Source organism: Flavobacterium xizangense (assembly GCF_054075145.1).
Window position 1 is genome coordinate 194,594 of the sequence record NZ_JBSIPG010000002.1, and the last position, 18,886, is coordinate 213,479.

Sequence of the window (18,886 nt, forward strand, 5' to 3'; positions counted from 1 at the left end):
ACTATTTTTTTTACCACTCACAATAGCGATTAGAAATGGCATAACTTTTTTTATTTTTAAACTTTATCATAAAGCCAAACACGCAGCAATGATAATAATTGATCGACATCAACTGGTTTTGTAATATAATCAGATGCTCCTGCCTTGATACATTTTTCTCTGTCTCCTGTCATAGCTTTCGCAGTTACGGCAATTAGTGGCAAATTCAAAAATTTCGGATTTGACCTGATTTTTTCTGCTGTTTCGTAACCATCCATATTTGGCATCATCATATCTAATAAAACAACATCCGTATCTGGATTTTCGTTTAATATCTTGATTGCTTCTTTTCCGTCAAAAGCCGTAATAATAGTCATTTTAAATGCTTCTAAAGCTTTTGTAAGCGAATAAATATTTCGAACATCATCATCAACAATCAGGACTTTTTTATCATGTAGAACGTTATTCAGTAAATTTAGTTTTTTATATCCTTCTTTTTGGTGTTTCCCTTCTTTTTTATCTTCTACTAAATGCAGAAAAAGCGAAACCTCATCCAACATTCTTTGATACGAATGTGCCGTTTTTACAATAATTGAATCGGCATATTTTTTAATTTTTACTTCTTCTTTAAGCGACAAACTTTTTCCGGTAAAAACAATTACTGGTAAATTCTCCAGACCTGGATTTTTCTTTACACCATCCAAAATCTGATAAGCTTGTTTGTCTGGAATTCCCATATCCAGAATTACACAGTCAACCTCCGTTTTATTTAAAGCCTGAAGCCCTTCAGAAACTTCGCTTTTGATCTCTGAATTGATATTATAGCTTTCTAAGAAATAAGCTAAAGCTTTGGCATGTTTTGGGTTATCTTCAATAATTAAGACTTTTTGTGCTTCTTTATTGATGATATGTTCGATTCGCAAAAATACGTCTGGAATTTTTTCAAAAGCAACTGGTTTATCCAAGAAATCAACTGCGCCTTTTAGCAAACTTTCCTGTTTTAATTTGTGCGACGACATAATATGCACTGGAATATGTTTTGTTTCGGCGTGATTTTTTAATTCTTCCAAAACTTCCCAACCACTTTTTACCGGAAGTTCAATATCCAGCAAAATACCAACTGGCTTATAAAGGATTGTAAAATTCAATGCATAATCACCACGAACGGTCACAACTCCTTTGTATCCTTTTTGACGTGTAAAAGCCAAAAGTGATTTCGCAAAATTAACATCATCTTCGATTATCAAAATCACCTTATCTCCTTCTTTAACTGAATTTCGGTCATCGTCGATTTCATCAGGAATCACAAGACTTATGTATTTTTTAGCCGGAGCTTCTTCTGCTTCAGATTCAATTTCTGTAAAATCGGTTGGAGGTATTTTTTCAACATTCACTTTATTGTATGCCGATCCAAATACGGGCAGACATAATGTAAACGAACTTCCCTCATTAACTTTACTGTGCAGTATAATTTCTCCTTTTAATAATTTTGCTAATTCTCTGCTGATTGATAATCCCAAACCGGTTCCGCCATATTTTCGTTTTGTTGAACCATCGGCCTGCTGGAAAGCTTCAAAAACTAATGGTTGTTTCTCTATTGGAATTCCGATTCCGGTATCTTTTACAATAAAACAAATGATTTTGTCATCATCTGTACTGACTTTTATTTCGAGACTAACTTTTCCTTTTTCAGTAAATTTAATCGCGTTTGAAATTAGGTTTTTCAAAATTTGCTCTAAACGCATCTTATCCGTTTTGATGACAATTGGCGCTTCTTTAGCAATAATTTCAAATTCAATTCCTTTTTCTTTAGCAACCAGATTAAATAAATTCCAGAGTGAATCTGTAATTTCTTTAGTCGAAACATCTAAAAATTCCAATTCCATTTTACCGGCCTCGATTTTAGATAAATCCAGAATTTCATCAATTAAGCCTAACAAGCTGTTTCCTGAGCTTTGAATTACTTTTGCAAATTCAATCTCTTCTTTGTTCATGCTTTGATTATTATTTTCAGATAATAATCTGCTTAAAAGCAAAATGGAATTTAATGGTGTTCTCAATTCATGAGACATATTAGCCAAAAATTCTGATTTATAGCGCGTTGTAAGTTCCAGAGCTTCCGATTTTTTTTGAATTTCATTGTTTTTTTCTTCCAATAAAACGCTTCTTTCCGACAATTCTTCATTGGTTTGTTCCAATTCTTCCTGTTGCACTCTTAATTCTTCTTCAGATGCCTGAAGTTTTTCTGTTTGCGCTTCCAATTCCGCATTAATTGCTTCCAATTCGCTATGTTGCTGTTGTAACTCTTCAGATTGTGCTCTGGTTTCTTCCAGCAATTCAGTTACTCTTCTTCGATTTTGAGTCGATCTTATCGCAATTCCAATGTTGTTTCCAACCGTTTTCAAAAACTCTAAATGCAGTTCTGAATATCCGTAAATACTGGCAAGTTCAAGCGCTCCTTCGACTTTATTATCAATCAAAGGAAATGCAACAACATGCGTAGGCTTAATTTGACCTAAAGCATAATTAATCTGAATATCATCTGGTGTCAAAGCTTTTAATTCTAACATTTTTCCGGAAGTAATAGCCTGTCCAATAAGCCCTTCTCCTTTTTTAATGCGTTCTCTATTTTTGCTTGGTATATAACTATAACCTGCAGCAACGGCAAGTTCATCGCCGTCAATCACATACATAACACCTGCACTGCTGTTGGTATAATTACATAAAAATTCTATAATATCTTTTGATAATTTTTGCAATGGTTTTTCCCCTAACATGGCATTATTCAAATCGGCAATACCAGTTTGAAGCCATTCTTTCTGAGATATTAATTCAAAAGAATTTTTAAGATTAATCCCCATTGTATTCAGTGATTCACCAAGACTTCCTAGCGCATCAGCTTTTGTATCGTCAACACGAATGTCATAGTTTCCGTTTGAAATATTAGTAGCAATTGTACTGATCGCTTCAATTCTTTGAGCTGTTTCAAAATCTTTCTTCTCTAATTCAAGTTGTAAAGCATTACGTTCGTTGAAATCTTTCAAAATTCTGATCAGGAAAACAATTGAAATAATAAATGCAATAAAAAACGCTACAATAATCAACATTAAACTATAATTCCCGTATCGCTCTGAATTTGCATTACGTTCTACTAAAAGTCCTTGTTCGGTGGCTTCTACTTTCTTAATAACGGCGCGGAGATCATTCATCATTTTTCTGCCTCCATTTAAATCGAAAACCATGGTATCTTTTCCGAGACGTTTTTTGACTATCTGATTGTTTAAGTATTTGAAAAAATTAGCGCGCATCACTCGTAATTCTTCCAACTGTTTTTGTTGAGAAGGATTATCAACGGTCAGTTCTTCTAATTTATCAAAATAAGTGTTTGACTTAGTCTCAGCTTCATTATATCGGTCCACAAACTGTTCGTCACCGGTAATCAAATAACCGCGCATACTGGTTTGCGCTTCTGTAATAATTGCCGAACCCTCATTTAAATTGTAAATAACTTCCTGAGTATGATTGACCCAAAAATTGCTGTGCAATAAACTTTTAATGCTTATAAATGAAGCAACAGAGCTGATTGTAAGTACTAATAATGAAACTAAAGAACTGATTAGCAGATTTCTTTTAAAATTATTCTTCATATTTGTTGATACTGTTTTATTCATATTTTAAAGGAAGTACAATAATAAAACTTGCGCCTTTGCCTACTTCGCTTTTAGCGGTGATTAACCCGTTATGTTTTTCTATGATTTTTTTTGCAATTGCGAGTCCAATTCCGGTTCCTTCATAAGTTTGACGATCATTCAGACTTTGGAAAATGATAAATATGCGGTCCAGATAAATTTCGTCAAAACCAATTCCGTTGTCTTTTACTACAATGCGACAAAACTTTCCATCGGGAGAAGTTGGACTGTCAAATGATTTTTCGGAAATAAACTCCGAAGTAATTTCAATTAAAGGAGGTTCATTTACGCCGGAGAATTTTATCGCATTTCCGATCAGATTTTGAAAAACTTGTCGTAATTGGCTTGGAATACTATCTATTGTTGGAAGTTCAGAGGTTTTGACCGTCGCATTTTTTCTATCAATTAAATAATCAAAATCTGAAAGCACTTCTTGTAAAACCACATTAAGATCTGTAGTTTCTGGTTTAACTTGTGCTGATAATCGCGAATAAGCCAAAAGATCGGTAATCAAAGTCTGCATTCGCTCAGCCGATTTTATCGTTCGGTCAACATAATCGATTGCCTTTGCGTCGGTTGTCAAATAAAGATCTTTGATGATTTTTATAAAAATTTGAATTTTACGTATTGGTTCATTTAAATCGTGCGAAACCACCCAGGCAAATTGCTGCAATTCGTGGTTTTTCATCTCCAATTCTTCATTTTTTAAAACCAGTTCTTTTGTTCGCTCGGCAATTTTAATTTCTAGATTATCCTGAGCTTCTTTTCTAATTTTTATTTCTTTTGAAAGAAGATCTTTTATGCCTTTTAATTCGTTTTGCTGTTCGTAAATCTTAATAAAAGTTTTCACTTTTAGCATCAACAAATCGGTATCTACGGGCTTTGTGATATATTCAACTGCTCCAGTTTCGTAACCTTTAAAAATGTATTTTTTTTCAATGTTTAAAGCAGAAAGGAATATAACCGGAATATCTTTTGTCCGTTTATTTCCGGAGAGAATTTTCACTACTTCAAAGCCGTCAAGTCCCGGCATCTGAACATCCATAATAATGAGGCAGTAATTTGTTTTTAAAATTTTCCTCAGTGCTTCTTCCCCAGATTCGGCCGAATCGACATCAATATTATGCAGCTCTAATGTTTTTTTCAAGGCAATAATATTTGCCTTTATATCGTCTACAATTAATACCATCTGTCTGGGGGTAAAGTTGTTATAAAATAAAATATTTTGGTTTTAAATCCATTGTCGCAAAGGATTTCAAAACATTTAATCCTATTTTGAACAACTTTAGCGCAACTTTCAAATTTATAAAGAAAAGGCAAATAGGTCTTTCATCGAAAACCAAATTCGTTACATAATTCCCATGTTTTGATTAAAATAATATAAAATGATTTATTGAGACAATCAAAAATTTCTTTCGGTTAATTCATTTTCATAAAACGTTTTAAATTAGAATCGAATTGTTTTAAATGAAATTAATATGGAAAAGAAAAAAACATTTCCTGAACAAAAACAGGAACTTCCCGGAAATGAATATCTAATGCATCCAGAGCCTGAAATTATTCGGGAAAATTATACTGGAAGCGGCAAACTTCTTGGAAAGGTCGCTTTTATAACCGGTGGCGACAGCGGAATTGGAAGAAGCGTTGCTGTTCATTTTGCCCGAGAAGGCGCCAACATTGCAATTGTTTATTTAAAAGAAGATAAAGATGCACGATTTACAAAAGAATTAGTTGAAAAAGAAGGACAAGAATGCCTTTTGATAAACGGTGATTTGAAAGACGAAAAATTCTGTAAAAGTGCCGTTAAGAAATGCATCAGTTTATTTAAAAAAATAAATATTTTGGTCAACAATGCTGCGGTTCAGTATCCACAAAACGAATTAGAAAAAATTACTGCCGCACAGCTTCAAAAAACTTTTGAAACTAATATATATCCGTATTTCTATATAACAAAAGCGGTGTTGCCATTTCTAAATGAAAATGATATTATTATCAACACAAGCTCGGTAACTGCGTACCGAGGCAGCGAACATTTAGTAGATTATGCCAGTACAAAAGGCGCAATTGTAAGTTTTACCAAATCGCTTTCGGCTATGCTTGCAAAAAGAAAAATCAGAGTCAACGGCGTTGCACCAGGTCCTATCTGGACACCATTGATTGTGGCCAGTTTCGACAAACTATCTGATTTCGGAAAAGATAATCCAATGGGAAGAGCCGGTCAACCATCAGAAGTTGCACCAGCCTATGTATTTTTGGCCTGCGAGGACAGCAGCTATATTACAGGGCAATTTATTCACATTAATGGCGGAGAATTAGTTGGGGGTTAAAAAAGAAACTTAGTTAGCATCTCAGTCACTGCTATCGGGATAGAACCTTAAAAAAAAATGAGCTACATAGACATCATAGGATTATTTGCCGGAACCTGCATCACATTATCAACAATTCCGCAGATTTTAAAAGTTTGGAAAACTAAGAAAGTAAAGGATATTTCGCTTAAAACTTTTGGAATTCTAACTTTTGGAATTGTTGTGTGGATTATTTATGGTGTTTTGAAAGCTGATCTTCCAATCATAATAACCAATTGTGTTTCTTTATTCCTGAATTTAGTAATGGTCTATTTTATAATTTACTATGAAAAAGAGTAATCTAAGGTGCTAAGATACTGAGGGACTAAGTTTTTTTTTAGAAGCTTAATAACTTAGAATCTTAAAAATAAAAATTCTGAGATACCAAGTTTGCAACTTAGAACCTCAGAACCTCAGAATCTTAGTATCTCAAGATAAAATATATAATGCTTGTTAGCTAGCTAATTTCTGGTTATATAATTTAAACGACCAATGATGTCTGGCTCTGAAAAGTTTGACAGAACTCATTACATCAGAAAAACTCATAGCCGAAATTCGTTTGATTTCGTTAATTTGTTTTACGGCTATATCTACAATTGGATCGAATGTTTTTAAATAATTGAAAGCATGTTGTTCTATTTCCATTTCTACAATATGGCTCAAAATGCTTTTTTTAAGAAGTGTGCCTACAATACCGTTTTCTGACATTGTTTTATATTGCTCAATCTTTTTCGAAATTCTAGAGTTCTCTTTTCCAATGTAAATGTAATTTCCAGAATCGTTTGTAAAATACTGTTTTACCTGAGAAACTAATGGTACATTTGTATTATCCATTGTTGGCATTCCTAATAAAGTAAATTGGATGCGTTTATGACTCTCAAAGTATAAAACACTATTTATAACAGAAGAATTGTTTAAAACTGCCGATTGATTTTTATGCAAAATTTTCTTTTCTCCATTTGAACCAAAACTATGGCATATATTTCCGTCTTCGCAGTACACAAAAAATACTGGCGCCGACTGGAATGCTTCTATACTCAAACTTACATCCTGGTGAAAAACCAAGTCAAAGTGCATAAATAAAATTTTATTATCAAAGCGAGTTCCTTTGATAGAACCTTTAGTCCATTTTGACTGAATCTCTAAATTATAATTATTGTCTTTGGTACTTAGCGTACCATTAAAACTATCTTTAAGATCATTAAAAACAGTATCAAATTCACCATTGTTTAAGTATAGTTTTTTCATTTTAGTTCGGTTTTACAAAGTAGTCAATACTTGATTAGTTTTTATAAAAATGACTTGAATAATATTCTCATTTTCTATAATCCAAATTTCGTATTAATTACAAATCAAACTATTACACAATTTCAGTCAGATATTTCATAATTTTTATTTACATAGATTATAAGATTCTAAGATGCTAAGGTTCTGAGATAATAAAATATACACTGAATGTTTTGCAAAGTTTTAAAAACTTAGTGCCTTAGAATCTTAGCATCTTAGCATCTTTAAAAAAAAACAGCTGCCCCAGAATTAATCTGGAACAACTGCTCCTCAGCAAAATAAAAATACCTATTTATTTTATCTTATGTAAGTTCGCTGATATCGGCGTTTTTTGAATAATTCTTTTTAGGAATATCTTTAAAAAACTCCGCTTCATCTAAGTCAGCCGTAGGACCATATCCTAACAAGTGCGTTCCTTTAATTTGATTCTTTGTTTCGATTACATACAATATTGACATATCATCAGGATCACTCATACCTTCATATCTATGATGGGCAACAATATAAATTTCATCAGGCTGATAAGCATATTTTGAATCAGTATCAATTAAAGAACCGTTCTCAAATAAAAAATTTGCTGTATAGCCTTCATCTTGATATTTCTGAATATAATCGGTTTCGTGTTTTTGCTCTTTTTTCATGATTCTAAATTTGAATTACAATTTCTGCAATCTTGATTAATCAAATTTCATCATACTTCACAAATAAAATTAACTCAAACGATTTTAAAATTAGCTCATTCAAAAAAGCACTTTTTCAGTCCTGAAATTTTTTATTACTTTTAATTTCTAAGTACTTACAAGGTAAAAAGTACTATATTTAATAGATAAAATTTATTTTTTCAACTCCCAGCAAAAACAAATTTTAATGGACAATTTAAGTTACGATTTTCTTTCAAAAGGTGGCGAAATGGGTGCCCTGACCCGTGCCAAAGATTGGAGCAAAACCGCTGTTGGTGCGGTCGAAACCTGGCCACAAAGTCTTCGAACAACTTTAGGTATTCTCCTAAACTCAAAGTTCCCCATGTTTTTATTTTGGGGACCAGAACATATATGCTTTTACAATGATGCTTATCGCCCGAGTCTTGGGAACGAAGGAAAACATCCTGATATTTTAGGACAAAAGGGAGCCGACTATTGGTCAGAAATTTGGGATTTTATTGGTCCCTTAATAACTCAGGTTATGGAAAATGGAGAATCTACTTGGCATGAAGATCAATTGGTTCCTATTTACAGAAACGGAAGTTTAGAAAATGTTTACTGGACTTTTAGTTATAGCCCCGTAATCAATGACGACGGGAAAATTGCAGGTGTCTTAGTTGTATGCACCGAGACAACTGATAAAGTAAATATCCTCAAAAGGCTTGAAGAAAGCAATGAACGCTATCGAAATAATATACTGCAATCACCAAATGCAATGTGCATTTTGAGAGGAAAAGATTTTGTGGTTGAAATTGCCAACCAGTTAATGCTTGAAATTTGGAACCGTAAGGAACACGAAGTTCTTAATAAACCCATTTTTGAATCATTGCCAGAAGCCGCAGGACAAGGTATAGAAGATATTTTATTGAAAGTTTTTACAACTGGCGAACGCTTTACAGCAAATGAACTTCCTGTAAAATTAACCCGAAATGACAAAGTTGTAAATACCTTTATTAACGTTGTTTATGAAGCTCTAAAAGGGTCTGATGGCATAATTTCTGGAATTGTAGCAATTGCAAATGATGTCACGCTTCAAGTCATGGCGCGTAATGCAATTGAAGAAAGCGAAAAGCAATTTAAAAATATCGTACGACAAGTACCACTCGGAATTGCAATTCTCAGAGGTCCTGATCATATTATCGAATTAGCAAATGATACATATTATCAAATTGTAGATAAAACAGAAGAAGAAACGCTTAATAAACCCGTTTTTGACTCGGTTCCTGAAACTAAAGATGCTGTTTATCCGCTAATTTCTAAAGTTTATCAACAAGGAATTCCGTTTTTCACTAATGAATTGCCAGTCATTATAAATCGGTATGGCCGAAAAGAAGAATGCTATTTTAATATCGTTTTTCATCCTTTAAAAGAAGATAATAATGAAGTTTCTGGCGTTATCGTTGTTGGATACGAGGTAACAGAATCAGTACGGGCTAAATATCTTTTGGCTGAACAAGAAAAAGCTTTTAGAAATTTAGTGATGCAGTCCCCTATTGCCATGACAATTTTTAAAGGAAAGGAGCATATTATTGAATTAGCAAATACTACAATGCTCAATGATATCTGGCAGAAAAAAGAAAGTGAAACAATTGGCAAACCCGCATTAGAAGTTTTTCCGGAATTACGAACACAAAAATATCCTAAACTGTTGAACGATGTATTGAACGACGGAAAAATTATTCGCGAAAATGAATCTGTTGCTTACATCAATATTAAAGGCAAACTGGAAAAATTTTATCTTGATTATCAATACACGCCACTTTATGAGCCAAATGGCGAAATTTCGGGTGTAATGATTAATGTCAATAATGTCACAGATAAAGTAGAAACCCGAAAAAAAGTCGAAGATGCAGAAGAACGAGTTCGCTTAGCATCGGAAATTGCCGAAATTGTAACCTGGGATTTAAATGTTCCTACACAAGAATTGATTTATTCTAACAATTTGTTGACGCTTTTTGGTCTTGAAAAAAATAAAAAAGTGACTCGTGCACAGATTTTAAACCAAATTTTTGAGGAAGATCTCCCCATAATTGAAAAAGCATTTGCAAAAGCATTAAAAACAACTATTTACAAATACGAAGCCCGAATCCTAAAACCAGATGACTCTATTGCATGGATCAGAGTTCACGGCAAAATGTTTTTTGACGATTTAAAGAATCCTGTAAAAATGCTTGGAATTGTAATGGATATTACAGACGAGAAAAACAGCCAGGAAGTTTTAATGAAAAGTCAGGAAAAATTCAGACTCCTTGCCGACTCTATTCAGCAATTTGTATGGACCAGTGATGCTATGGGAAATATGAATTATTTTAATCAGTCACTTTACAATTTTTCTGGTCTTTCAAAAATTAATATAAATCAAAATGGTTGGCTTCAGATTATTCATCCAGATGATCGTGAAGAAAATATCAATCGTTGGATGGAATCAATAAAAACGGGAAATGATTTTTTATTCGAACATCGATTTCAACGACATGATGGAAAATACAGATGGTACGCCAGTCACGCAATTCCGCAAAAAGATGCTGATGGAAAAATCCAGATGTGGGTAGGAACAAGTACTGACATTCAAGATCAAAAAGACTCTACAACTTTACTTGAAAAACAAGTTTTACAACGCACAGAAGAGCTGGAAAGCAAAAACAAAGATTTAATAAACATGAATATTGAACTTCAGTCTTTTGCCTATATTTCAAGCCACGATTTGCAGGAACCGCTCAGAAAAATCCAGACTTTTGCCAGCCGTTTGACTGATCTTGACGAACAGAATATTTCAGCCAAAGCCAAAACTTATTTAGAACGTATTGAGTTTTCGGCCAAAAGAATGCAGGCACTTATACAAGATCTTCTAGCCTATTCTAGAACCAATTCAGCCGATAGAACTTTTGTAAAAACTAATTTAAATGAAATTGCAGAAGAAGTGCTAATGGATTTTTCTGATCGTATAGAAGAAAAAAATGCAGTGATTGAACTGCAACCCCTTGGAGAAGGAACTGTAATGCCTTTTCAATTTAGGCAACTGCTTCATAATTTAATTGGAAATGCATTAAAATTTTCACGCAAAGATGTTCCGCCACAAATACAAATAAAAGCACGAAGAGTTATTGGCCATAAATTAAAATTCAAGGTTGATTATCCTGAAAAAATTTATTTTTGTCTGAGAATAAGTGATAACGGAATTGGTTTTGAAGATGCTTATAAAGAGCGCATTTTCGAAGTTTTTCAACGTCTAAACACCGATAGTGAATACTTAGGAACCGGAATTGGACTGGCAATTGTGAAAAAAATTGTCGAAAACCATAAGGGAATTATTAAAGCAAACAGCAAAAAAAACCACGGAGCCACATTTAAAATTTATCTTCCCGAATTATAAAAAAAATACCAGATTCATTTTAATAAATGAATCTGGTACTTCTTTTTCTTTTTGTAAAGAGCTGAGATTATAATTTGTAGACAAAAGTTTTATGATCTGGGACAAACTCTTTCCAGTTTATGGAGAGCGAATGTTCTATAGATTTTACGATATCTTTCATCAAAACTGGCTTTGTAATAAAATAATTTGCCCCTAAAGCAAGACTTTTTTCAATAATACTAGGCTCATTTGAGGTTGAAAAAATGATAATTGGAATGTCACTATTTTCATTAGAACCTTTGAGCTCAGTTAAAACATCAAAACCATTTTTCCCGGGCATATTTAAGTCTAAAAAAATAACATCTGGCTTTGGAGGCGAGTGTGCTATTGCATTTAGTAACTTTTCTCCACCCGAATAGGTTTGCAACACTATGTCTTTTGATAATGATTCGACAGCATCAGCAAAAATGCTTAAATCGTCTTCATCATCATCTGTGTAGAAAATTAACAAATCGTTCATGTAGAATGGGTTAAACTGTTTTTGTAAAGATAAAAAAAATAAGCTCACCAACAATAATATGCTAAAATATTCTGACAAAAACAGCAAATTGAAATCTGATAATTAAAAAATATAATTCTATAAATATTTCCATTTTAAAAATCCCAACTTTACTTAAGTATTTGCAAACAAAACAAATACAATAATTTATTATTTAATTTTTAAAGTAAAAAGCCATGGGAGATCATAAAAACCTTACCGAAGAATTAGCGGTAAATAAAATAAAAGAATTGGCAGAGAATATTAAAACCTGTATGTTCTGTACGTACAACAGCGACCGCCTGCAATCAAGACCAATGTCTGTTCAAAAAATTGATGATTTGGGCAATCTCTGGTTCTTATCAGATCGAAACAGCAGTCAAAATGCTGAAATTACATTAAATCCAACCGTAGAAATATTTTTCTCTGAACCACACGACAAATTCCTGACACTGCACGGATCAGCTACTATTTCTTATGAAAGAGAAATCATCAAAGATTTATATGATCCAATTGTAAAAGTCTGGATGCCTGGCGGTATTGACGACCCCAACTTGAGTGTTATAAAAGTGGTGCCTGAAGATGGTTATTACTGGAATAATAAACATGGGAAAATGGTTGCAATTGCTAAAATGACTGCTGCACTTGTAACCGGAAAAACTATGGATGACGGAATTGAAGGAAATTTGCAATTGCAGTAAATTTTTTTAACAGAAAAAAAATATCCTCATTTTTGTCATTTCGAGGAACGAGAAATCTCCGCAAGTAACTCCGCAATGAGAATCCAATCTTTGTCGAGCTTCTCGTGGAGACTTCTCGTTCCTCGAAATGACAAAACTATGTCTTAATAAAAAATTCTCTTCATCTCTAAAGCATTCAAAATTCCTGCCTCGCTTGCCGTATTATTAAAATATAAAAATCCAGATTTAGAAACGATTTTTGCTTTAATTTCCAAGATTTCATCAGATGAATAACTCGAATAAAACAGTTTTGGGACACCGTGCAGTCGAATATAAATAAGCGGAAATTCCGTAAAAATGGTTTGTGGCAACCCCGGATAACTAACACTACAGAATGTTATATTTTTTTCTAAAAATAAATCCCAAACTTCCTGATTCCACCAGCTTATATGACGAAATTCAATCACGTTTTTGAAATTTAAATCCAAATTCTGAATAATATGCAGCAATCGCTCAGAAGTAAAAGAATAACTTGGCGGAAACTGAAATAAAACACAGGCCAATTTTTCTTTAAAGCCGTCTGCACAACATAAATAAAAGTCATTTAATAAATCTTCACAATCAATAAATTTCCTGATGTGCGTAATTTCTTTTGGCACTTTTACAGAAAAAAAGAAGTTTTCTGGTGCTTTTTTATACCAATTTCCAAAAATTCTTAAAGTTGGAAATTTATAAAAACTTCCGTTGAATTCGTACGTATTAAAATGCTGGCAATAAAAATCAAACCATTTTGATGACGGCAGATTTTCAGGATAAAAAATGCCTTTCCAAAATCGGTTATTAAAGCTTGAGCATCCTATTAAAATATCATTTTTCATGTATGAAGCTGTTGACAATTAGTACAGAAAAAAGTTCGGCGGTTCTTTTTTCCTGTATATTTTCGTATGAGAGGCAAATTACAGCGAAGGCAGGTATTTTTTGTATAAGCAAGCCAATGTTTCTTTAACTCGAACTTTTTTTTCCAATATAAAAATTCAAAACTGTAAATAGAACATTCGGAGATAATTTCAGCAATTTTTTCAGGCGGAATTTTCCCTACCAGCGATTCAGGATGAACAAAACACCGGTACAAAACTTCATTTTTAATAATATTCCCAACTCCCGAAAATATATTCTGATCTAAAACAGCATCACAAATCATAACTTCCGGAATTTTATCCAGGCTTTCTTTTGCTTTCTTTGGATTCCAGTTTTCATTCAGCACATCTTCACTCCAATCATAATATTGATTTATATCACCTTCGAGAATTTTAATGGAACAAGTATAAAAATTGATTTCGCCATTAGCAAACTTCAAATGCATTCTCGGCTTGCTTTCCTTTTGTTCGTTAATCCTGTAAGTACCAAACATCAGCATGTGAATTTTTACTGTAAATTCTTCAAAACAGATCAAAAAATGCTTTCCCCAAGTTTTAAATGAAAGAATTTTCTTATCTTTTAAACGCTGAATATCAGCACTGCTATTTCCAGAAACTTCAATTATTTTTTTTCCTGAAAACTGCTGTACTTCTTCTTTTAAAATCAATATAGATGGACCTTCGGGCATAAATTTTCTTTTTAAATTAAAAAAAAGCGCAGTTTAAAAACTGCACTTTTATATTCTAATTTTACACCTACTCTGCTTCGGCAGCTTCAAGATTTACGGCATTTACAGCAACTTCGGTCAATAATTTATCGGCTCCTTTTTCTTCATCAAGTGTTAACTCTAATAAAGAAGCAGCTTCTTCTAAACCAAGCGTTTCAGCAAATTGTCTCAAAGTTCCATAAGTGGCAATTTCGTAATGCTCAATTTTCTGGCTAGCGGCAATAATTCCAGCATCTCTTACAACTCCAATTTCAGTTTCTTCAAGAACTCCTTTTCCTTCTTCAATCAAACCTTCCATTGCATCACATTTTTTTGCTGTGGCTTTTTTCCCAATTAGCTCAAAAATTTTCTCTAAACGCGTTACATGCTCTTCTGTCTCAACCAAATGATTATTGATTGCCGAAATCAATTCTTCTGATGTTGCGTTCCTAGCCATTACTGGAAGTGCTTTCGTTAAAGCCTTTTCTGCCCAATAGATATCTTTCAGGCCATCTTCAAATAATTCTGTCAAACCTGCAGCAGCATTTGATTTTGGTTTTGTGACACCTCTTTTCACTTCCTGCTTTGCAGTTGTTTCTGTTTTTTTATTCACAGTTTTCATGGTAATTTTTTTTAATGATTAATAGAAAATAAAATTAACATTCGAGTTTCTTACAGGGTTATACGATTTTTTAATAAAATTCTATTCTACACATCTGATAATTATACAATTACACTAGACAATTCTATAAAGAATTCTCTTGCATTTAGAATTAGATTTGTTTTATAGAAATTATAAAAAACTGATATTATGAATACTATAAATAGAAATAACAGCATTCTTAACAGAAACCCAAACACCAACAGAAATACGGTGATGAACGAGGAACTTTATGATTTAAATGATCAAAAAGAGACCGATAACAGTATGGAAGAAACTGCAAATCGTGGTTATACAGTACGAAATGGACATAATCCAGACAAACCAAATCCTGATGAAAACTCTATTGATTATAGCGACGATGATTTAGATGACCTAGATGATGATTTTCATACTGATCGTGACTTAGAAGACAATAATGATGACGTCTATGAAGTTGAACTAGAAAACGACGATGATTATATAGACGAAGATCTTGACGAAGAAGAAGAAGAAAACGACGAGTTTGATAATCCTGCTGACACTTTTGAAAACGACTTTAATGAAACCGAAGACGATTTGGAGGATTTAGAAGATGATGACGAAGATGACGATGATTTTAATAACGAAGATGATGATAACGATGATGATACTACTTATGTTGAGGACGATGTTCAGGAAGATGATGACGCGTACTCAGATGACGATTTAAGAAAATAAAGTTTAAATTTTAAAGAAGAAAAGCCGTTAAGATTAGATATTCTTAACGGCTTTATTTATGTTTTTTATTGCGTAAATCAGATGTCAATTTTAGTTTTAATCGCCTATTTTTTCAAGCGTTGGAATATCGTCCATTTTTTGAAGACGCTCAGTTAGTCCCGCTCTGGCTTCGGTCAATTCAAGTTCTGCTTTGCCTAATTCTTTATACCATTCTTCATTTCCCGTTGAGGCGTTCTCAATTTTTCGCATAATTTCATAAATCTCACCTTCTGCTTCCATTACTTGCAAACGCTTGTAATACGTTAGGCTTTCTGTCATGTGTGCGAGCGCAATCATTGCCGTCAAAAACGGATGATTGTTTGTTACATTCACATCTTTAATTTTTCCGTGCTCCAATTCGACTTTTAAGGCATAAGCAAATTCTTCCATATTAAATTCTGCATATTTGCTTTCGGGATTCAAATAAGCCTTAATTGCCTCAACATTATTCATTGTCGAAAGATCGACTTCGGTGTGTTTATCATCCATTAAATCTTTATAAACCACATTTGCAATTGCTCGTGCTTCAGCAGTTGTTGGGTTATTTTGAGGGTTTTCAAAATCACGAACCGACCAATCCCAGTTTTGAGGATGAACAGGTTTGATATACTTTTCACAAAAATCTGTCACATCATTTTTCAAGCTTACCATTTCGTCTTCTCTTTTTACGTAGACATCCTGATAAGCACCGCTTTTCGTTCCCATAATTGCTATTTTTTTAAAAGATAAACGACACAAAATACCAAGATATAATTGTGTCGTTTTTATTTGATATACTTACTGAGATTCTTGGTTTACACACTTCTTCGGCCACTTATAAGCGAAATGATAAATAAAACCAGGAATATAAAAAATAAAACTTTTGCTATACTAGCTGCTCCAGCGGCAATACCACCAAAACCAAATATTCCAGCAATTATTGCCAAAATAATAAATATGACTGTCCAACGTAACATAATAATTGATTTTTAGTTAATAACGATTTGTATGTTTCTCAAATTTCATGCTTTTAAAGGAGATGCATTAACTCTAAACAATTTATTTCTAGCTCTATAAATGGTTACTTACAGCAAATTGACCTGATATTTTTCAATCAATTCTGCAAAGACCGTTTCAGAGCGAGAGAAGTATTTTTTATTGCTACGACTCTTTTTTACTTTGTCAAAATAAGGCTGAATTGATCCGTCTTCATAAGTCGAAACCAATAGCGGATGAACGTAATAATTTTTGCAAACATTTCTTGTGTTGCCAAGCGCTTCGGCAGTGGCATCGTATGCGATCAAAATATTTTTTTTAATTTCTTTTTCGTCAGATGAAACTCCGATTTCCATTAAATTTTCAAAGAATATTATCGAAGCTGCCCAGGTTCTAAAATCTTTAGCGCTGAAATATTCGCCCGAAATCTGATGCAAATATTCGTTGACCATATGACTGTCCAGAACTTTTCGCTCTCCATTATTATCATAATATTTAAAAACTTCCCAACCCGGAATTTCTTCACAGCGACTCACCAACTTTATTAATTGTTTGTTTCGGGTTGTAATGGTATGTTGTTTTCCTTTTTTTCCGATGAATTCAAATCGGAGCGAATTTTTATTGATGTTGATATGTCTTTTTCGCAAGGTTGAAAGCCCATATGATTTATTGTCTTTAGCATATTTTTCATTTCCGATTCTAATATGCGTTTCTTCCATTAACCGAATTACGAGCGCTATAACCTTGTTTTTAGACCATTCTTTTTGTTCTAAATCCTGATCAACTTGTTTGCGTATCGCAGGCAGTTTTTGTCCAAATTCAGCGATTTTATAAAACTTGGTCTGATTTCGGATTTGATTCCATTTTGGGTGATAACGGTATTGTTTTCTGTTTTTTACGTCTAAACCAACAGCCTGTAAATGTCCGTTTGCTAAATCTGAAATCCTGACATTTTCCCAAGCCGGCGGCAAAACCAAACTATTGAAGCGCTTTAATTCGCTTTTCTGTTTGATATATCGTCCATTCTTTTTATAAACAAATCCATCCTTTTCCTGCAATCGCTCAATTGGCAGTTTTTGATTGCTGACATAAACCAAATCCAATTTTTCAAGTACCAAATGTGGAGACTTGATTAACTGATTCATAAGTTTTTGCTGAGCGATTTTTGCAGGCATTGGTTTAAATTTTAATTGTTTCGTAAAGAATTAATAAGCGCTTTTTTGTTCATATAGGAACGGCCTTTTATTCCAACTCTGATGGCTTGTTTGAGCAATTCCTCTTTTGTCCATTCTTCGTACGGCTTTGCCTTTCCGCCTTTTACTCCTGCATCTGTCGTATTGGCAATTCGGGCCGATTTCTCTTTGCTGTATCCTTTTTCTACTAAAGCCTGATACTGCTTTTCATTTTTAATTCTTGGATTAGGCATGACTTCTAGTTTTATATTAATGATTTAAGATGTATGGTAATTCAAAGTTCCCAAAAAGGAAGATTTTTCTGTTATATAATTTCTGATTTAACTTTCATAATTTGAGTTAGTTGTAGGTCATAAAGACGAAACTTAAAAGTTGAAAGTCGAAAGTTGGAAAGTCGAAAGTTCAGAGCAAAAAAAATCCCAATTCTTTTGGAATTGGGATTTTGTAATTTAAATAGGGAGATTATTTAACTTTTTTAAAACTAAATAATTTTTCCTTTTTTATTTGAGTTTCATAAGAAATATCAAATCCTGTTTTATCTGCTTTCAATGTCAGCAGAGAAATTTCATCTTTTTTAGTTTTCTTTCCTTTAATAATTATATCAGTGCCAAAATAACCTTTAAACTCGATTTCCAGATTTGTCTTTTTGATTTTGTATTCAATTTTGGTAACTATAAAATCTGCTTTATTTTTAATAGATGCGGGATTTAGTATTTTAATTATTTTTTGATCAAAACCTAAAGAAACCCCTTGTGTGCCAATCTCTATTCTGCCACTTCCTTCTTCATTATCTCTATCGATAAGCTCCTCAAAAGTAACAGGAAATGAAGCAAATTTCTCTCTTAAATTCACATTGAATCTTAAAAACACTCCCGAATTTAAAAAGTTATACTCACGCACAGAACTTGGTACAACTTTAAAGGCATAAAAGCCACTAGATTTACTTGTAGATGTTTGTACGTCGCCCACATAAATGGTTTTAGTGGCAACTTTTAATTCTTCTCTAAAATAATTAAGCTCCGGACTAAAGAGAGATTCATCAGGATCATTTAAAAAGAAATCTGTAAATCTTGGATAATAGGCTTGCGCAGAAATATTAAGATTTAAAAGAAACAATACAAAAA

The 18,886-nt window shown here is 33.0% G+C and carries 18 protein-coding genes; 5 read left to right on the forward strand and 13 right to left on the reverse strand.

All coding sequences use genetic code 11. From position 1 onward, the window contains the following. Positions 1–56: 56 nt before the first annotated feature. Both ACWA1B_RS06415 and ACWA1B_RS06420 read right to left on the reverse strand, forming a co-directional pair. Complete coding sequence (locus ACWA1B_RS06415; RefSeq protein ID WP_456905195.1) at positions 57–3,650, reverse strand: response regulator; 3,594 nt, start codon at positions 3,648–3,650, stop codon at positions 57–59. Continuing rightward, the gene (locus tag ACWA1B_RS06420) at positions 3,643–4,857 is read right to left on the reverse strand and encodes a hybrid sensor histidine kinase/response regulator (RefSeq protein WP_456905197.1); all 1,215 of its coding nucleotides are present in this window, start codon (positions 4,855–4,857) and stop codon (positions 3,643–3,645) included. Before ACWA1B_RS06420 ends, ACWA1B_RS06415 begins: the two co-directional genes overlap by 8 nt. A gap of 289 nt (positions 4,858–5,146) precedes the next feature. On the opposite strand from ACWA1B_RS06420, the gene ACWA1B_RS06425 reads away from it, so the two are divergent. Next, positions 5,147–5,995 (forward strand): SDR family oxidoreductase, encoded by an 849-nt coding sequence (locus tag ACWA1B_RS06425; RefSeq protein ID WP_456905199.1) that lies wholly within the window; start codon positions 5,147–5,149, stop codon positions 5,993–5,995. Between the two features lie 57 nt (positions 5,996–6,052). Next, entirely contained in the window at positions 6,053–6,313 is a 261-nt protein-coding gene (locus ACWA1B_RS06430) for a SemiSWEET family sugar transporter (protein ID WP_456905201.1), read from the forward strand. 153 nt (positions 6,314–6,466) lie between these two features. On the opposite strand, the gene ACWA1B_RS06435 is transcribed toward ACWA1B_RS06430, so the two are convergent. Continuing rightward, entirely contained in the window at positions 6,467–7,261 is a 795-nt protein-coding gene (locus tag ACWA1B_RS06435; RefSeq protein WP_456905202.1) for a hypothetical protein, read from the reverse strand. Positions 7,262–7,602: 341 nt separating this feature from the next. Then, positions 7,603–7,941: a hypothetical protein gene (locus tag ACWA1B_RS06440; RefSeq protein ID WP_456905204.1), complete on the reverse strand. Its 339-nt coding sequence runs from the start codon at positions 7,939–7,941 to the stop codon at positions 7,603–7,605. Between the two features lie 226 nt (positions 7,942–8,167). Here ACWA1B_RS06440 and ACWA1B_RS06445 point away from each other — a divergent pair, with 226 nt between their 5' ends. Further along, positions 8,168–11,374, forward strand: a complete 3,207-nt coding sequence (locus tag ACWA1B_RS06445) for a PAS domain-containing protein (protein WP_456905206.1) — start codon at positions 8,168–8,170, stop codon at positions 11,372–11,374. Between the two features lie 67 nt (positions 11,375–11,441). Here ACWA1B_RS06445 and ACWA1B_RS06450 read toward each other — a convergent pair whose 3' ends face one another. Continuing rightward, entirely contained in the window at positions 11,442–11,873 is a 432-nt protein-coding gene (locus ACWA1B_RS06450; RefSeq protein ID WP_456905208.1) for a response regulator, read from the reverse strand. Positions 11,874–12,088: 215 nt separating this feature from the next. On the opposite strand from ACWA1B_RS06450, the gene ACWA1B_RS06455 reads away from it, so the two are divergent. Beyond that, positions 12,089–12,592: a pyridoxamine 5'-phosphate oxidase family protein gene (locus ACWA1B_RS06455; protein WP_456905210.1), complete on the forward strand. Its 504-nt coding sequence runs from the start codon at positions 12,089–12,091 to the stop codon at positions 12,590–12,592. Between the two features lie 143 nt (positions 12,593–12,735). On the opposite strand, the gene ACWA1B_RS06460 is transcribed toward ACWA1B_RS06455, so the two are convergent. From ACWA1B_RS06460 to ACWA1B_RS06470, 3 genes are all read right to left on the reverse strand, one after another. Continuing rightward, positions 12,736–13,449 (reverse strand): DUF72 domain-containing protein, encoded by a 714-nt coding sequence (locus ACWA1B_RS06460; RefSeq protein WP_456905212.1) that lies wholly within the window; start codon positions 13,447–13,449, stop codon positions 12,736–12,738. Next, positions 13,446–14,177, reverse strand: a complete 732-nt coding sequence (locus tag ACWA1B_RS06465; protein WP_456905214.1) for a DNA-formamidopyrimidine glycosylase family protein — start codon at positions 14,175–14,177, stop codon at positions 13,446–13,448. Before ACWA1B_RS06465 ends, ACWA1B_RS06460 begins: the two co-directional genes overlap by 4 nt. A gap of 67 nt (positions 14,178–14,244) precedes the next feature. Next, on the reverse strand, positions 14,245–14,817 hold the full coding sequence (locus ACWA1B_RS06470; RefSeq protein WP_456905216.1) for a YciE/YciF ferroxidase family protein: 573 nt from the start codon (positions 14,815–14,817) through the stop codon (positions 14,245–14,247). A gap of 189 nt (positions 14,818–15,006) precedes the next feature. Between ACWA1B_RS06470 and ACWA1B_RS06475 the strand changes: the two genes are divergently transcribed. Beyond that, positions 15,007–15,555: a hypothetical protein gene (locus tag ACWA1B_RS06475; RefSeq protein WP_456905218.1), complete on the forward strand. Its 549-nt coding sequence runs from the start codon at positions 15,007–15,009 to the stop codon at positions 15,553–15,555. A gap of 96 nt (positions 15,556–15,651) precedes the next feature. Here ACWA1B_RS06475 and ACWA1B_RS06480 read toward each other — a convergent pair whose 3' ends face one another. The 5 genes from ACWA1B_RS06480 to ACWA1B_RS06500 form a co-directional block, all read right to left on the reverse strand. Further along, entirely contained in the window at positions 15,652–16,299 is a 648-nt protein-coding gene (locus tag ACWA1B_RS06480) for a DUF5661 family protein (RefSeq protein WP_456905220.1), read from the reverse strand. An 89-nt stretch (positions 16,300–16,388) separates the two neighbouring features. Continuing rightward, positions 16,389–16,550 (reverse strand): DUF1328 family protein, encoded by a 162-nt coding sequence (locus ACWA1B_RS06485; protein ID WP_456905222.1) that lies wholly within the window; start codon positions 16,548–16,550, stop codon positions 16,389–16,391. Between the two features lie 108 nt (positions 16,551–16,658). Further along, positions 16,659–17,744 carry a DNA topoisomerase IB gene (locus ACWA1B_RS06490; RefSeq protein ID WP_456905224.1) on the reverse strand — a complete coding sequence of 362 codons (1,086 nt, stop codon included), beginning with the start codon at positions 17,742–17,744 and terminating at the stop codon, positions 16,659–16,661. 11 nt (positions 17,745–17,755) lie between these two features. Continuing rightward, a complete protein-coding gene (locus ACWA1B_RS06495) occupies positions 17,756–17,995 on the reverse strand; it encodes a DUF7218 family protein (protein WP_456905226.1) in 240 nt (79 codons plus the stop codon). A gap of 229 nt (positions 17,996–18,224) precedes the next feature. After that, positions 18,225–18,878, reverse strand: coding sequence for a hypothetical protein (locus ACWA1B_RS06500; protein ID WP_456905227.1), 654 nt, complete (start codon positions 18,876–18,878; stop codon positions 18,225–18,227). Positions 18,879–18,886 lie beyond the last annotated feature (8 nt).

Bases quoted from the DNA above. Each gene is read 5' to 3' on its own strand.
- ACWA1B_RS06485 (WP_456905222.1), bottom strand. From the start codon at position 16,550: ATGTTACGTTGGACAGTCATATTTATTATTTTGGCAATAATTGCTGGA.
- ACWA1B_RS06480 (WP_456905220.1), bottom strand. From the start codon at position 16,299: ATGGGAACGAAAAGCGGTGCTTATCAGGATGTCTACGTAAAAAGAGAA.
- ACWA1B_RS06495 (WP_456905226.1), bottom strand. From the start codon at position 17,995: ATGCCTAATCCAAGAATTAAAAATGAAAAGCAGTATCAGGCTTTAGTA.
- ACWA1B_RS06430 (WP_456905201.1), top strand. From the start codon at position 6,053: ATGAGCTACATAGACATCATAGGATTATTTGCCGGAACCTGCATCACA.
- ACWA1B_RS06425 (WP_456905199.1), top strand. From the start codon at position 5,147: ATGGAAAAGAAAAAAACATTTCCTGAACAAAAACAGGAACTTCCCGGA.
- ACWA1B_RS06450 (WP_456905208.1), bottom strand. From the start codon at position 11,873: ATGAACGATTTGTTAATTTTCTACACAGATGATGATGAAGACGATTTA.
- ACWA1B_RS06460 (WP_456905212.1), bottom strand. From the start codon at position 13,449: ATGAAAAATGATATTTTAATAGGATGCTCAAGCTTTAATAACCGATTT.
- ACWA1B_RS06470 (WP_456905216.1), bottom strand. From the start codon at position 14,817: ATGAAAACTGTGAATAAAAAAACAGAAACAACTGCAAAGCAGGAAGTG.
- ACWA1B_RS06440 (WP_456905204.1), bottom strand. From the start codon at position 7,941: ATGAAAAAAGAGCAAAAACACGAAACCGATTATATTCAGAAATATCAA.
- ACWA1B_RS06465 (WP_456905214.1), bottom strand. From the start codon at position 14,177: ATGCCCGAAGGTCCATCTATATTGATTTTAAAAGAAGAAGTACAGCAG.
- ACWA1B_RS06445 (WP_456905206.1), top strand. From the start codon at position 8,168: ATGGACAATTTAAGTTACGATTTTCTTTCAAAAGGTGGCGAAATGGGT.
- ACWA1B_RS06420 (WP_456905197.1), bottom strand. From the start codon at position 4,857: ATGGTATTAATTGTAGACGATATAAAGGCAAATATTATTGCCTTGAAA.
- ACWA1B_RS06435 (WP_456905202.1), bottom strand. From the start codon at position 7,261: ATGAAAAAACTATACTTAAACAATGGTGAATTTGATACTGTTTTTAAT.
- ACWA1B_RS06455 (WP_456905210.1), top strand. From the start codon at position 12,089: ATGGGAGATCATAAAAACCTTACCGAAGAATTAGCGGTAAATAAAATA.
- ACWA1B_RS06490 (WP_456905224.1), bottom strand. From the start codon at position 17,744: ATGCCTGCAAAAATCGCTCAGCAAAAACTTATGAATCAGTTAATCAAG.
- ACWA1B_RS06475 (WP_456905218.1), top strand. From the start codon at position 15,007: ATGAATACTATAAATAGAAATAACAGCATTCTTAACAGAAACCCAAAC.
- ACWA1B_RS06415 (WP_456905195.1), bottom strand. From the start codon at position 3,650: ATGAATAAAACAGTATCAACAAATATGAAGAATAATTTTAAAAGAAAT.